At 58.4% G+C, this 14,504-nt stretch carries 13 protein-coding genes; 12 read left to right on the forward strand and 1 reads right to left on the reverse strand.

What is annotated here, in order from left to right; all coding sequences use genetic code 11:
• Positions 1 to 385 precede the first annotated feature (385 nt).
• Entirely contained in the window at positions 386 to 1,525 is a 1,140-nt protein-coding gene (gene queG / locus AC6I8F_RS02095; RefSeq protein WP_058771352.1) for a tRNA epoxyqueuosine(34) reductase QueG, read from the reverse strand.
• Here queG and nnr point away from each other — a divergent pair.
• The 12 genes from nnr to nsrR all read left to right on the forward strand — a co-directional run bounded on the left by nnr (position 1,524) and on the right by nsrR (position 14,503).
• A complete protein-coding gene (nnr, locus tag AC6I8F_RS02100; protein WP_072217103.1) occupies positions 1,524 to 3,041 on the forward strand; it encodes a bifunctional ADP-dependent NAD(P)H-hydrate dehydratase/NAD(P)H-hydrate epimerase in 1,518 nt (505 codons plus the stop codon). The genes queG and nnr overlap by 2 nt on opposite strands.
• A 3-nt stretch (positions 3,042 to 3,044) precedes the next feature.
• Entirely contained in the window at positions 3,045 to 3,521 is a 477-nt protein-coding gene (tsaE, locus tag AC6I8F_RS02105) for a tRNA (adenosine(37)-N6)-threonylcarbamoyltransferase complex ATPase subunit type 1 TsaE (protein WP_059012451.1), read from the forward strand.
• Positions 3,521 to 5,176, forward strand: coding sequence for an N-acetylmuramoyl-L-alanine amidase AmiB (gene amiB / locus AC6I8F_RS02110; protein ID WP_498028777.1), 1,656 nt, complete (start codon positions 3,521 to 3,523; stop codon positions 5,174 to 5,176). The genes tsaE and amiB overlap by 1 nt, the downstream gene beginning before the upstream one ends.
• Before the next feature lie 42 nt (positions 5,177 to 5,218).
• A complete protein-coding gene (mutL, locus tag AC6I8F_RS02115) occupies positions 5,219 to 7,090 on the forward strand; it encodes a DNA mismatch repair endonuclease MutL (protein WP_498028429.1) in 1,872 nt (623 codons plus the stop codon).
• Positions 7,083 to 8,024 (forward strand): tRNA (adenosine(37)-N6)-dimethylallyltransferase MiaA, encoded by a 942-nt coding sequence (miaA, locus tag AC6I8F_RS02120; protein WP_031280158.1) that lies wholly within the window; start codon positions 7,083 to 7,085, stop codon positions 8,022 to 8,024. Before mutL ends, miaA begins: the two co-directional genes overlap by 8 nt.
• A gap of 110 nt (positions 8,025 to 8,134) precedes the next feature.
• Positions 8,135 to 8,449: an RNA chaperone Hfq gene (gene hfq, locus AC6I8F_RS02125; protein ID WP_010618006.1), complete on the forward strand. Its 315-nt coding sequence runs from the start codon at positions 8,135 to 8,137 to the stop codon at positions 8,447 to 8,449.
• A gap of 80 nt (positions 8,450 to 8,529) precedes the next feature.
• Positions 8,530 to 9,810 (forward strand): ribosome rescue GTPase HflX, encoded by a 1,281-nt coding sequence (gene hflX, locus AC6I8F_RS02130; protein WP_021509763.1) that lies wholly within the window; start codon positions 8,530 to 8,532, stop codon positions 9,808 to 9,810.
• Between the two features lie 79 nt (positions 9,811 to 9,889).
• Positions 9,890 to 11,125, forward strand: coding sequence for an FtsH protease activity modulator HflK (hflK, locus tag AC6I8F_RS02135; RefSeq protein ID WP_021509762.1), 1,236 nt, complete (start codon positions 9,890 to 9,892; stop codon positions 11,123 to 11,125).
• Between the two features lie 3 nt (positions 11,126 to 11,128).
• Positions 11,129 to 12,133, forward strand: coding sequence for a protease modulator HflC (gene hflC, locus AC6I8F_RS02140; RefSeq protein WP_021509761.1), 1,005 nt, complete (start codon positions 11,129 to 11,131; stop codon positions 12,131 to 12,133).
• Between the two features lie 56 nt (positions 12,134 to 12,189).
• Positions 12,190 to 12,390, forward strand: coding sequence for a DUF2065 domain-containing protein (locus AC6I8F_RS02145; protein ID WP_031280157.1), 201 nt, complete (start codon positions 12,190 to 12,192; stop codon positions 12,388 to 12,390).
• A gap of 175 nt (positions 12,391 to 12,565) precedes the next feature.
• Positions 12,566 to 13,864: an adenylosuccinate synthase gene (locus tag AC6I8F_RS02150; protein WP_058759868.1), complete on the forward strand. Its 1,299-nt coding sequence runs from the start codon at positions 12,566 to 12,568 to the stop codon at positions 13,862 to 13,864.
• A gap of 195 nt (positions 13,865 to 14,059) precedes the next feature.
• Positions 14,060 to 14,503 (forward strand): nitric oxide-sensing transcriptional repressor NsrR, encoded by a 444-nt coding sequence (nsrR, locus tag AC6I8F_RS02155; protein ID WP_021509758.1) that lies wholly within the window; start codon positions 14,060 to 14,062, stop codon positions 14,501 to 14,503.
• Position 14,504: the final 1 nt, after the last annotated feature.

Below are 14,504 nucleotides of genomic sequence, written 5' to 3' on the forward strand. Positions count from 1 at the left end.
ATACAACTGCTGCAGTCGTTTTACCTGTGCGGTTCCGTTTGTTATCTGGAAATTTTGCACGCCGCGTGAGTGCCTGAGATGTCTGCGCCTGTTGCAGTAATCTTACAGGTTATCCACAATGCGCCCGCAACGTGCTGACGGCGTTTTACCCTATCTGCAAAACCGTTTTGAACAGAGTTATCCACAAGCTCTGGACAAGCCCCTGCGCGCAAAACCCGACGTAAATGTTTACAGTAATTATCTAACTCTATGTTTTTTATTGGGTAAATGATATTTCAGACTGTGAATGCCCCTTTTAGACGAAATAACGATCCACGTCACTATTCGGGGAAATAATTTTATTCACAGCATGTGGAAAAGCATAATATCCTGCGCGATTGCTCAATCATGCATCACGCGGTAACCCTTTCTCGACGGCACGCACCAGCCGCTGCTGCTGTGCCGATTGCACCTCTACCGCCTGCGCCGCGCGCTTTTGCCGCTGCTGCGCGATCGCCCAGTCAATGTGCTCATCCAGCAGCGGATGTTCACCGCGCCGCTGTTCTAATGCCGTGAGATTCTCGGGTGCCCAGGGCGCATTACCCAGCGCCACCGCTACGTTACGCAGCCAGCGCAGATGGCCGATGCGGCGAATGGCGGAGCCTTCCGTGACGCGCAGAAAACGGGCTTCATCCCAGCCGAACAGTTCGACCAGCTGCGGCGCGTGCAGCACCGCGCGCGGCGAAAAATCCTCTTCATCGGTCAGCTGACCATAGCGGTTCCACGGGCAGATCAGCTGGCAGTCGTCACAGCCGTAAATGCGGTTGCCGATCAGCGGGCGCAGCGCTTCGGGAATGGCGCCTTCCAGTTCAATGGTGAGATAGGAGATGCAGCGGCGCGCATCAACGACATAAGGTTCGACGATGGCGCCGGTCGGGCAGATGGTCATGCAGGCGACGCAGCGGCCGCACTGCTCTTGCTGCGGCTCATCCACCGGCAGCGGTAGATCAATCAGCAGTTCGCCGAGGAAAAACCACGAGCCGGCTTCGCGATTCAGCACCAGCGAATGTTTGCCGGTCCAGCCGAGTCCGGCTTTGACGGCAATCGGCCGCTCCAGAATGGGCGCGGAGTCGACAAACGGACGAAAATTGAGTTCGCCGCAGTGGGCCTGGATTTTTTCTCCGAGCTTTTTCAGTCGATTGCGCAATACTTTGTGGTAATCGCGGCCCAGCGCGTAGCGGCTGACATAACCCAGCTGCGGGTTTTTTAACGTGCTGGCAAACGCGGCTTTGGCCGGAAGATAGTTCATGCGTACGCTGATCACGCGCAGCGTGCCGGGCAGCAGTTCATGCGGACGGGCGCGCATCATGCCGTGACGCGCCATCCAGTCCATCTCGCCGTGATACTGTTTCTCCAGCCACTGCTGCAGTTTCGGCTCTTCGGCGCTCAGGTCGGTATCGCAAATCCCCACCTGCTGAAAGCCGAGTTCGCGCCCCCACTGTTTAATCTGTTGAGCGAGCTGTTGAAGATCGAGAGGGTATGACATGAGAGACCAGGCAATTGAAGCAAACGCACGCAGTTTACCACACTCTGTCTGGCCTGCGCAGGCCATGCCGCAACTGGAGTGCGACGCCGCCGATAGCCTGGGACTGACGCTGTATGAACTGATGCAACGCGCCGGGCAGGCCAGTTATGAACGGATTCGCCAGCAGTGGCCGCAGGCGCAGCACTGGCTGATTTTATGCGGCCACGGTAATAACGGCGGCGATGGCTACGTGGTGGCGCGGCTGGCGCAGGCCGCCGGGCTGAGCGTGACGCTGCTGGCCTGTGACAGCGAACGTCCGCTGCCGGAAGAAGCACAGCAGGCGCGCGACGGCTGGCTGGCGGCTGGCGGCGTGATTCATGCCGCCGACGCTGCCTGGCCGGAACACATCGACGTGATTGTTGATGCGCTGCTGGGCACCGGGCTGAATCGCGCGCCTGCCGCGCCTTATCAGTCGCTGATCGAACAGATCAATGCGCACGCCGCGCCGGTGTTTGCCGTCGATATCCCTTCCGGGCTGGTGGCGGCGACCGGCACCACGCCAGGGGCGGCGGTCGTGGCGGACTGTACGTTAAGTATGATTGCGCTGAAGCCCGGTCAGCTAACCGGCAAAGCGCGTGACCACGTCGGCGTGCTGCATTGCGCGACGCTTGGTCTGGACGCGTTTCTGGCTGGCGAGCCGGCGCCGATTCATCGCTACGCGGCAGCGGATTTACCGCGCTGGCTGAAGCCGCGTAAAGCCACCTCGCACAAAGGCGATCACGGCCGTTTGCTGGTGGTCGGCGGCGACAGCGGCACGGCCGGCGCGATCCGCATGACCGGCGAAGCGGCGCTGCGCAGCGGTGCCGGGCTTGTGCGGGTGTTAACGCATGAAGATAATATTGGTCCGATTCTCAGCGCACGACCGGAGCTAATGGTGGATGCCCTGAGCGACGCGCGGCTGGACGACGCGCTGGCGTGGGCGGATGTCATCGCCATCGGCCCCGGTCTTGGCCAGCGTGAATGGGCTCAGAAGGCACTGAAAAAGGTGGCACTGAGTGAAAAGCCGATGCTTTGGGATGCTGATGCGCTTAACCTGCTGGCAATCAATGCAGATAACCGTCAGAATCGCATCATTACGCCGCATCCCGGCGAGGCAGCACGCCTGCTCGGGGTGAAAACCGCAGAGATTGAGAGTGACCGCTTACACGCCGCGCAAACCCTGGCAAACCGCTATGGCGGCGTGGTGGTGCTGAAAGGTGCCGGTACGGTAATTGCCAGCGCGACGGGCGACATGGCGATTGCGGATGTCGGCAATGCAGGCATGGCGTCCGGCGGTATGGGCGATGTGCTGAGCGGTATTATCGCCGCCCTGCTGGGCCAGCAGGCCACCCTGTTTGACGCCGCCTGTGCGGGCTGTGTCGCGCACGGTGCCGCGGCGGATGCGGTAGCGCGACAGCGCGGGACGCGCGGCATGTTAGCCACTGATTTGTTCGCACTGCTGTGGCAGTTTGTTAATCCAGAGATGATCCAACAATAAAGCATGAAGACCTGTGTTATTCCTTTGCCCGATGAGGCGGCAACCCTGAATCTGGGTGCGCAACTGGCCCGCGTTTGCAGCAGCGCGGTGGTGATCTATCTGTATGGCGATCTGGGTGCCGGTAAAACCACCTTCAGCCGCGGTTTTTTGCAGGCGCTTGGCCATCAGGGCAACGTCAAAAGTCCAACCTATACGCTGGTTGAGCCCTATCAGCTGGGCGACCGTAGCCTGTACCATTTCGATCTCTATCGCCTCGCCGACCCGGAAGAGCTGGAGTTTATGGGCATCCGTGACTACTTCAGCGGCGACGCGCTGTGCCTGGTTGAGTGGCCGCAGCAGGGCGCAGGTGTGCTGCCAGAGCCGGATCTGGCACTGACGCTAAGCTACGTCGCCAGCGCGCGCGCAGCGGAAATCAGCGCGCATTCGCCGCTCGGCGACACGCTGCTGCAGCAGTTTCAGCAGGGCAGGGAACCGGCATGATGTCACGCGTTACCGGGATGATGCTCGCCCTGCTGTGTCTGTTCTCCTCGTCGGCGCTGGCCGCGACACTATCGGATATCAAAGTCGATAACGGCGACAGCCAGGCGACGGTGACCCTGAGCTTCAACGGCCAGCCGGTGTATGGCTTCTTTCCGCTACACAACCCGAATCGGGTGGTGCTGGATATTCGCCAGAGCGGCAATATTCAGGGGCTGCCGCTCAACTTTAGCGGCGAAAATATCGTTAAACGGATTCGTAATAGCCAGCCGAAGGATAAGCAGAGCATCCGGCTGGTGTTTGAGCTGACCCAGGCGGCGAAAACGCGCGCCAGTACGCAGCGCGACGGCAATCAGTACCGCGTGGTCTTCACCATCAGCGGCACCCAGCCTGCCAGACGCAGCACCGCGGCGGCACCGGTGACGCGTGCGCGCCAGAGCGACAGCGCTACGACCAGCCAGGGCAATCCGTTCAACGCCAATCCGGTGACGGCGGTGACCAGCAGCAACACCACGGTGCGTCCGGGCGGTACTGTCAGCCGTAATGATGCGGTGATCGTGGCGATTGATGCCGGACACGGCGGTCAGGATCCTGGCGCGTCGGGCCAGCACGGCTTACATGAAAAGAATGTCACCATTGCCATCGCGCGGAAGCTCAAGGCGCTGATGGATCAGGACCCGATGTTTAAACCGGTGCTGACGCGTAACGGCGACTACTTTATTTCGGTGATGGGCCGTTCCGAGGTGGCGCGTAAAGAGAACGCTAACCTACTGGTATCGATTCACGCCGACGCCGCACCGAATCACTCTGCCACCGGGGCTTCGGTTTGGGTGCTGTCCAACCGTCGTGCCAACAGCGAAATGGCTAACTGGCTGGAGCAGAAAGAGAAACAGTCTGAGCTGCTGGGCGGTGCGGGCGATCTGCTGGCGAACAGCCAGGCCGATCCTTACCTGAGCCAGGCGGTGCTGGATCTGCAGTTTGGCCATTCACAGCGCGTCGGCTATGACGTGGCGGTTAAAGTGCTGCAGCAGCTGCGCGGCGTGACGCCGTTGCACAAGCGTTTGCCGGAACATGCCAGCCTCGGCGTGCTGCGTTCGCCGGACATCCCTTCTTTACTGGTTGAAACCGGCTTTATCAGTAACGCCGGGGAGGAGCGGCTGCTAGGCAGCAGCGCGTATCAGGAAAAGATTGCCCAGTCGATTTACAAAGGACTGCGTAACTATTTCCTCGCGCATCCGCTGCAATCGGTCCCAAAGGAGGAAAACCGGCCGCTGGATCGCGCACCAGCGGTTAGCGTCGCCAGCAACCCGGCCACCGGCACCGTGCAGTACACCGGTGCTACCCAGCGCCATACCGTGACGCGCGGCGAGACGCTGTCCGGCATTGCCGCGCGATACGGGGTCAGCATGGCGACGCTGCGCGAGCTGAATAACCTGAAGCGCGATGTGGTTTGGGTCGGCCAGCGGCTGAAAGTGCCGGCCGGTTCCGGCGTCAGCAGCGCGGCCAGCCGTCCGGCGCGGCACAAAGTGGTGCGCGGTGATTCGCTGACGGCGATTGCCGCGAAGTACGGCGTCAGCCCGAAAGCCATCATGCAGGCGAATAACATGAAGTCGAGCAACGTGATGCTGGGGCAAAATTTAAAGATTCCACAATCCTGATGAGGGGCTGCGCGCAGCCCATACCTGATAAGGATCACCACCATGCCAATACAGATTTTACCGCCTCAGCTGGCGAACCAGATTGCCGCTGGCGAAGTGGTTGAGCGCCCGGCCTCGGTCGTAAAAGAGCTGGTGGAAAACAGCCTTGATGCCGGAGCGACGCGCATTGAGGTCGATATTGAGAAGGGCGGTGCAAAGCTGATCCGCATCCGCGACAACGGCTGCGGCATTGCCAGAGATGAACTGGCGATGGCGCTGGCCCGCCACGCCACCAGCAAGATCGCCTCGCTGGATGACCTGGAGGCGATTGTCAGCCTCGGTTTTCGCGGCGAAGCGCTGGCGAGTATCAGCTCGGTGTCGCGCCTGACGCTGACGTCGCGCACCGCCGATCAGCAGGAAGCCTGGCAGGCCTATGCCGAAGGGCGCGATATGGCGGTGACGGTCAAACCCGCTGCCCACCCGGTGGGAACCTCGCTGGAAGTGCTCGATCTGTTCTACAACACGCCTGCCCGCCGTAAATTCATGCGCACCGAAAAGACCGAGTTCACCCACATTGATGAGGTGATTCGCCGCATTGCGCTGGCGCGTTTCGACGTTGCCATTTCGCTGACGCACAACGGCAAGCTGGTGCGTCAGTATCGCGGCGTGACGCAGGAGGCGCAGCGCGAGCGGCGTCTGGGCGCCATCTGCGGGACACCTTTCATGCAGCACGCGCTGCGCATTGACTGGCAGCACGACGATCTGACGCTGCGCGGCTGGGTGGCCGATCCGGTGGGGTCGCGTCAGGTTACCGACCTGCAGTACTGCTACGTTAACGGTCGCATGATGCGCGACAAGCTGATTAATCACGCCATCCGCCAGGCCTATCAAACCCAGCTCGGTGAAGATCAGCAGCCAGCCTATGTGCTGTATCTGGAGATTGACCCGCACCAGGTGGATGTCAACGTGCATCCCGCCAAGCATGAGGTGCGTTTTCATCAGTCGCGTCTGGTGCATGACTTTATCTGGCAGGGCGTGATGAGCGTGCTGCAGGCCAGTCGCAGCGCCGAATTGCCGCTGCCCCATGCCGAAGATCCGCCGCCGCAGTGGCAGCCAGAGAACCGCCAGGCCGCCGGGGCGAATCACTTTGCCCAGCCGGCAACCGGCGCGCGCAGCGGTGGCAGCGCGGCATCCGGCGGCACGGGCGGCCAGTGGCAGCACAAAGAGCCAGGCTATCGCGCGCGTGAAGGGGCAGTTTATCAGCAGCTGATAAAAACACCGGCGGCGGAGACGCCACGCACACCGGCCGCTGAACCCGCACCCGCGCCCGCGCCCGCGCCACGCCCGGCACCCGCGCGTGAAGCGCCGCTGGCCGCCCACACGCAAAGTTTTGGCCGGGTGCTCAGCGTGGTACGCGAGCGTTATGCGCTGCTGGAGCGGGGGGAGACGTTGCAGCTGCTGTCATTAAGCGTGGCGGCGCGCTGGCTCAAACAGGCCCAGCTGCAACCCGGCGATGAGGGGCTCAAACCGCAGCCGCTGCTGATCCCTGTACGGCTGAAAATCGCTCACGAAGAGTTAAGCGTGATTGATGCCCAGGCGGCGCTGTTAAGCCAGATGGGCATTGATTTACAACGGGAAGGACAGCATGTGACGCTGCGCGCTGTCCCTTTACCGTTACGAACACAAAATTTACAAATCTTGATTCCAGACCTGTTAGGCTATCTCGCCCGGCAGCAAGAGGTTTCTGCTTCCGCACTGGCCCAGTGGCTGGCGCGACGCGACGATGCGGCAGAACCTCACTGGAATCACTCGCAGGCGATCACGCTGCTGGCAGAGCTCGAACGGCTCTGCCCGCATCTGCTGAAATCGCCGCCTTCAGGTCTGTTACAGACCCTTGAGATTGAGAGCGCGCTAAACGCGTTGAAGCATGAGTGAACTGAACCAGGCTAGCCGGCCAAAGGCAATTTTTTTGATGGGGCCGACCGCCTCCGGTAAGACGGCATTAGCCATTGCGCTGCGTCAGCAACTTCCGGTGGAACTTATTAGCGTTGACTCTGCCTTAATCTATCGCGGGATGGATATTGGCACGGCGAAACCGTCGGCACAGGAGTTGGCGCAGGCACCCCATCGCTTGCTGGACATTCGCGACCCGGCGGAAAGCTATTCCGCTGCTGAGTTTCGTCGCGATGCGCTGGCAGAAATGGCGGAGATTACCCAAAAAGGTAAGATTCCGCTGCTTGTTGGTGGAACCATGCTTTACTTCAAAGCGTTGCTGGAAGGATTGTCGCCGCTGCCCTCGGCCGATCCGGAAGTGCGTCAGCGAATAGAGCAAATGGCGGCGGAAAAAGGCTGGGAAGCCCTGCACCGCCAGCTGTGTGAAATCGATCCGGTCGCCGGTAGTCGTATTCATCCGAATGATCCGCAGAGACTTTCGCGAGCACTGGAAGTTTTTTTTATTTCGGGTAAAACTTTAACGGAACTGACAAAAACGGCCGGTGAAGCGTTACCCTACGATGTGTACCAGTTTGCTATCGCTCCGGCGAGCCGCGAACTGTTACACCAGCGCATCGCGTTGCGTTACGACCAGATGTTAGCGTCAGGTTTTGAAGCGGAGGCTCGGGCACTGTTTGCACGAGGTGATTTGCATACGGACATGCCTTCCATTCGCTGTGTTGGTTACCGTCAGATGTGGTCTTATCTGTCTGGCGAAATCGATTACGACGAAATGGTTTATCGGGGAATTTGCGCCACCCGGCAGCTCGCTAAACGCCAGATGACCTGGTTACGTGGCTGGCCCGACGTCCACTGGTTAGACAGTGACGCGCCAGAATTAGCGCGTAATGCGGTGCTTCAGGTTGTTAGTGCGTAGCAGGGATGATTGTGTACAATTGGTCCGTTATCGTGCGCAAATTTTTACGCAGTTTTTCTGAACCACGGTTCACAAAGTAATAAACAACAAGCATATAAGGAAAAGATAGAATGGCTAAGGGGCAATCATTACAAGACCCGTTTTTGAACGCATTGCGTCGTGAACGTGTACCGGTTTCGATCTATTTGGTGAATGGTATTAAGCTGCAGGGGCAAATTGAATCCTTTGATCAGTTCGTCATTCTGTTGAAAAACACGGTAAGCCAGATGGTGTATAAGCACGCCATCTCTACAGTGGTTCCTTCTCGTCCGGTTTCGCACCATAGCAACAACGCGGGCGGCAGCGGTGGCAGTAACTACCACCATGGCGGAAGCAACCAGGGCGCTCAGTCGCAGCCACAACAAGACGGCGATAACGCAGAGTAATTCTGCACGGCCGTAAAGCCAGGGCTGGGGAGCGAGTGCGTTTTCCCGTCCTGGTTATTTTATTTTAGCGAGGTTATAGCTTGTTTGACCGTTATGATGCCGGTGAGCAGGCCGTACTGGTACACATCTGGTTCTCCCAAGACAAAGAGCTGGAAGATTTGCAGGAGTTTGAAACTCTTGTCTCTTCTGCGGGCGTCGATGCGCTGCAAGTGATTACCGGCAGCCGTAAAGCGCCACATCCCAAATATTTTGTCGGTGAAGGAAAGGCAGTTGAAATTGCCGATGCGGTGAAAGCGAGTGGAGCATCGGTCGTTTTATTCGATCATGCCTTATCCCCTGCTCAGGAACGTAATCTTGAGCGGCTGTGCGAATGTCGCGTAATCGATCGCACCGGCTTAATTCTCGATATTTTTGCCCAGCGCGCCCGCACCCATGAAGGGAAATTGCAGGTCGAGCTGGCACAGTTACGCCATCTTGCCACCCGTCTGGTGCGCGGATGGACTCACCTTGAGCGGCAGAAAGGCGGTATCGGCCTGCGTGGACCGGGTGAAACCCAGCTGGAAACCGACCGTCGTTTACTGCGCGGCCGCATCAGCCAGATTCTGTCCCGCCTTGAACGCGTGGAAAAACAGCGTGAGCAGGGACGTCAGGCGCGCGCGAAAGCCGATGTGCCGACCGTCTCCCTGGTGGGCTACACCAACGCCGGCAAATCCACCCTGTTCAACGCCATTACTTCAGCCAACGTGTATGCTGCCGACCAGCTGTTCGCCACGCTGGACCCGACGCTGCGCCGCCTCAACGTGGCCGATGTCGGCGAAGTGGTGCTGGCGGATACGGTAGGTTTTATCCGTCACCTGCCGCATGACTTAGTGGCGGCGTTTAAAGCCACCCTGCAGGAAACCCGTCAGGCGTCGCTGCTGCTGCACGTGATTGACGCCGCGGATTTGCGCGTCAATGACAACATCGACGCCGTAAACGAAGTGCTGGCAGAGATTGAAGCCGATGAGATTCCGGTGCTGCTGGTGATGAACAAGATCGATATGCTGGATGGCTTTGAGCCGCGTATCGATCGCGACGAAGAAAACCGGCCGACGCGCGTGTGGCTGTCGGCGCAGAGCGGTGCCGGTTTGCCGCTGCTGTGGCAGGCGCTGTCCGAGCGCTTAGCCGGTGAAGTGGCGCAGTATGATTTACGTCTGCCGCCGGAAGCGGGCCGCCTGCGCAGCCGCTTCTATCAGCTGCAGGCGATTGAAAAAGAGTGGAATGAAGAAGATGGCTGCGTAGGTTTGCAGGTGCGAATGCCGATTGTTGACTGGCGCCGCTTGTGCAAGCAGGAACCGCAGCTCGCCAGTTATATTGTTTGACCGTTGCCCAACTCATTTACCCCAAGACGTGCCCGGCACGTGGCAGGGTAAACTTATATACAATAAATGGAGTAGAGACATGGCGTGGAATCAGCCCGGAAATAACGGACAGGACCGCGACCCGTGGGGAAGCAGCAATAACCAAGGCGGCAACTCTGGGGGAAATAAAGGAGGTCGCGATCAGGGACCTCCTGATCTGGATGATATCTTCCGTAAGCTGAGTAAAAAACTCGGCGGACTGGGCGGTGGCAAACAGAGCGATAACGGCCAGCGCAGCGGCGGCAGCGGTGGCAAACTGGTTGGCATTGTCGCCGTGGCGGCAGTGGTCATCTGGGCAGCCAGTGGTTTCTACACCATCAAAGAAGCGGAACGCGGGGTCGTGACGCGTTTCGGCAAATTCAGCCATCTGGTTGAGCCTGGCCTCAACTGGAAACCGACCTTTATCGATCAGGTGCGGGCCGTCAACGTCGAAGCGGTGCGTGAGCTGGCGGCGTCTGGCGTGATGCTGACTTCGGACGAGAACGTGGTGCGCGTGGAGATGAACGTGCAGTACCGCGTGACCGATCCGGAGCGCTACCTGTATGCGGTGACCAGTGCCGATGACAGCCTGCGTCAGGCCACTGACAGCGCGCTGCGCGGCGTGATTGGCCGCTCGACCATGGACCGTATCCTCACCGAAGGCCGTACCGTCGTGCGTAGCGATACCCAGCGTGAAATCGACGAAACCATTCGTCCTTACAACATGGGTATTACGCTGCTTGACGTCAACTTCCAGGCGGCGCGTCCACCGGAAGAGGTCAAAGCCGCGTTTGACGATGCGATTGCCGCCCGCGAAAACCGCGAGCAGTACGTGCGTGAAGCTGAAGCGTACGCCAACGAAGTGCAGCCGCGTGCTAATGGCCAGGCGCAGCGTATTCTTGAAGAGGCGCGAGCCTACAAAGAGCGTACCGTGCTGGAAGCGCAGGGTGAAGTGGCGCGGTTTGCGCGTCTGCTGCCGGAGTACAAAGCCGCACCGCAGATCACCAAAGAACGTCTCTACATTGAAAGCATGGAGCGCGTGCTCAGCCATACCCGCAAAGTGCTGGTTAACGACCGTGGCAACAGCCTGATGGTGCTGCCGCTGGATCAGCTGATGCGCGGCGGCCAGGCAGGCGGCCAGAGCGGTCAGAACAATGCCAATCTGATGAAGTTACCGTCGTCACCGGGCAGCAATGCCGGCCGCGGCGACACTTCATCCTACAGTCCGGACAGCATCATGGATCAGCGTCGCGCCAATGCGCTGCGTAACGATACCCAGCGCGAAGGGAGGGAGTAATCGATGCGTAAGCCAATCATCGCCGTAATTATTGTTGTTCTGGTGGTGCTGTACGCCTCACTGTTCGTGGTGCAGGAAGGCCAGCGCGGTATCGTGCTGCGCTTTGGTAAAGTGCTGCGTGATGATGAGAACAAGCCGCAGGTGTACGCACCGGGTCTGCACTTCAAGATTCCGTTTATCGAAACCGTGAAGTCGCTGGATGCGCGCATCCAGACCATGGATAACCAGGCCGATCGTTTCGTCACCAAAGAGAAGAAAGACCTGATTGTTGACTCTTACATCAAGTGGCGCATCAGCGATTTCAGCCGTTACTACCTCGCGACCGGCGGTGGCGATGTGTCTCAGGCGGAAGTGCTGCTGAAACGTAAGTTCAGCGACCGTCTGCGTTCAGAAATGGGCCGTCTTGATGTGAAAGACATCGTCACCGACTCGCGTGGCCGTCTGACCACCGACGTGCGCGATGCGCTGAACACCGGCAGTGCCGGCAATGACGACGAAGTGCAGACGCCAGCCGCTGACGATGCGATTGCCAGCGCGGCTGCCCGCGTTGAGCGCGAGACCAACAGCAATGAGCCGGCGCCAAACCCGAACAGTATGGCGGCGCTGGGTATTCAGGTGGTCGACGTGCGCATCAAGCAGATCAACCTGCCGACCGAAGTGTCGGACGCGATCTACAACCGTATGCGCGCCGAGCGTGAAGCAGTAGCACGTAGCCAGCGTTCACAGGGTCAGGAAGAGGCGGAAAAACTGCGCGCTCAGGCCGATTATCAGGTAACCCGTACCCTGGCAGAAGCGCAGCGTCAGGCGCTGATCAGCCGTGGTGAAGGGGATGGTGAAGCGGCCAAGCTGTTCGCTGACGCCTTCAGCCAGGATCCTGATTTCTATGCCTTTATCCGCAGCCTGCGTGCCTATGAGAACAGCTTCGCGGACAATCAGGACGTGATGGTGCTGAGCCCGGATAGCGATTTCTTCCGCTATATGAAGGCGCCAACTAACGTCTCGCGTTAATAACTGTTATAACCTTGAGGCCGACACTGATGTCGGCCTTTTTTTTGGAAAACAGAATGAACACAACCGTCTGGATGGCGCTGGCTTTGGTGCTGGTGCTGGAGGGATTAGGACCGATGCTGCTGCCGCGCCTGTGGCGTCGCATGATTCTGGCGATGACGCAGTTACCGGACCGTATACTGCACCGTTTTGGCGGCGGGCTGGTGGTGGCGGGCGTGGTGATTTACGCCATGCTGAGCACGCACGCGAATGGCTGAGCAAAAATCTGCACGCTGCCGCACGGCTAAATTGTGTCTGCTGCAGAGCATTGCCCCCAACATGTTGTAGTGATCAAAACTCAGGCAAAAAACAGCGCAATCGTATGCTAAAAGTGCTGAAAGAGTGAAAATCCGATGGTAGAATCCATTTTTAAGCAATCGGTGATTTTAGAAAATGGGTAAGAACGTCGTCGTACTGGGCACCCAATGGGGTGATGAAGGTAAAGGTAAGATCGTAGACCTTCTGACTGAACGCGCGAAATATGTTGTGCGTTACCAGGGTGGCCACAATGCAGGCCATACACTTGTCATCAACGGTGAGAAAACCGTCCTCCACTTAATTCCCTCTGGCATCCTGCGTGAAAACGTCACCAGCATCATTGGTAATGGTGTTGTGCTGTCGCCTGAAGCCCTGATGAAAGAGATGAACGGTCTGGAAGCGCGCGGTGTGCCGGTACGTGAACGTCTGCTGATCTCTGAAGCTTGTCCGCTGATTCTGCAATACCATGTGGCGATGGACCTGGCGCGTGAAAAAGCGCGCGGTGCCAAAGCTATCGGTACCACCGGTCGTGGTATCGGCCCAGCCTACGAAGATAAAGTTGCCCGTCGCGGTCTGCGCGTCAGCGACCTGTTCAACAAAGAAACCTTCGCCGTGAAGCTGAAAGAGATCGTTGATTTCTACAACTTCCAGCTGGTGAACTACTACAAAGAAGATGCAGTAGACTACGATAAAGTGCTGAGCGATGTGCTGGCGGTGGCCGACATCCTGACCGGCATGGTCGTTGACGTGTCTGAACTGCTGGACGGCGCGCGTAAGCGTGGCGACCTGATCATGTTCGAAGGCGCACAGGGTACGCTGCTGGATATCGACCACGGTACGTATCCGTACGTGACTTCGTCCAACACCACTGCTGGTGGCGTGGCGACCGGTTCAGGTATCGGTCCACGTTACGTGGATTACGTGCTGGGCATCGTCAAAGCTTACTCCACCCGCGTCGGTGCCGGTCCATTCCCGACCGAACTGTTTGATGAAACCGGCGAGTTCCTGTGTGAGAAAGGTAACGAGTTTGGTGCCACCACCGGCCGTCGTCGTCGTACCGGCTGGCTGGATGCGGTTGCAGTGCGCCGCGCGGTGCAGATCAACTCCCTGTCCGGCTTCTGCATGACCAAACTGGACGTGCTGGATGGCCTGAAAGAGGTGAAAATCTGCGTTGGTTACCGCATGCCGGATGGCCGCGAGATGACCACCACGCCGCTGGCTGCTGAAGGCTGGGAAGGCATCGAGCCGATTTATGAAACTCTGCCGGGCTGGAGTGAAAACACCTTTGGTGTTAAAACACTGGAAGGCCTGCCGCAGGCAGCACGTGATTACATCAAACGTGTTGAAGAAGTGACTGGCGTGCCGATTGATATTATTTCAACCGGTCCCGACCGTAGTGAGACCATGATTCTGCGCGATCCGTTCGACGCTTAATCACGTTTTGCAGGCCGGACACTGTCCGGCCTTCGTTTATCTGCTCTTTGACTCCGCTCACTTCATTTTTTCCTGCTGGTTTCGGGAGTTGCAGGAAAAAAGCGCTCCGGGTTTTCCACACTGGTTTATCATCAATGTTAATCGAAGCGCTCACGGGCGTTATAACAACAATATCGATGATTCACTGAGGTACATGTGCAGCTAACAAGTTTTACCGATTTCGGTCTGCGCGCCCTGATTTACATGGCGACATTGCCGCAAGGTCAGCAGACCAACATTACCGAAGTCACCGATACCTACGGGGTATCGCGTAACCATATGGTTAAAATCATCAATCAACTGAGCCGGGCCGGCTTTGTTGCCGCGACACGCGGTAAAAACGGCGGAATTCGTTTAGGCATGGACCCGGAAAAAATCGTCATTGGCGATGTCGTGAGAAAAATGGAGCCTTTGCAGCTGGTAAACTGTAAAGAGTGTGCGATAAATCCCGCCTGTCGCCTGCGTAGCGCGCTGAATAATGCGGTCCAGCTATTCCTGCAGGAACTGGATAAATATACGCTCGCCGACCTGGTGCAAAACAACGATTCGCTTTACCACATCTTATTGTCCGAACCGCCGGTGGCAATTCCACATAAATGAC

The sequence above is a fragment of the gamma proteobacterium symbiont of Axiagastus rosmarus genome, from assembly GCF_059730925.1.

Coding starts and splice junctions, on each gene's coding strand:
- miaA (WP_031280158.1), top strand. CDS start 7,083: ATGAGTGAACTGAACCAGGCTAGCCGGCCAAAGGCAATTTTTTTGATG.
- AC6I8F_RS02145 (WP_031280157.1), top strand. CDS start 12,190: ATGAACACAACCGTCTGGATGGCGCTGGCTTTGGTGCTGGTGCTGGAG.
- queG (WP_058771352.1), bottom strand. CDS start 1,525: ATGTCATACCCTCTCGATCTTCAACAGCTCGCTCAACAGATTAAACAG.
- hflK (WP_021509762.1), top strand. CDS start 9,890: ATGGCGTGGAATCAGCCCGGAAATAACGGACAGGACCGCGACCCGTGG.
- hflC (WP_021509761.1), top strand. CDS start 11,129: ATGCGTAAGCCAATCATCGCCGTAATTATTGTTGTTCTGGTGGTGCTG.
- hfq (WP_010618006.1), top strand. CDS start 8,135: ATGGCTAAGGGGCAATCATTACAAGACCCGTTTTTGAACGCATTGCGT.
- mutL (WP_498028429.1), top strand. CDS start 5,219: ATGCCAATACAGATTTTACCGCCTCAGCTGGCGAACCAGATTGCCGCT.
- nnr (WP_072217103.1), top strand. CDS start 1,524: ATGAGAGACCAGGCAATTGAAGCAAACGCACGCAGTTTACCACACTCT.
- amiB (WP_498028777.1), top strand. CDS start 3,521: ATGTCACGCGTTACCGGGATGATGCTCGCCCTGCTGTGTCTGTTCTCC.
- AC6I8F_RS02150 (WP_058759868.1), top strand. CDS start 12,566: ATGGGTAAGAACGTCGTCGTACTGGGCACCCAATGGGGTGATGAAGGT.
- tsaE (WP_059012451.1), top strand. CDS start 3,045: ATGAAGACCTGTGTTATTCCTTTGCCCGATGAGGCGGCAACCCTGAAT.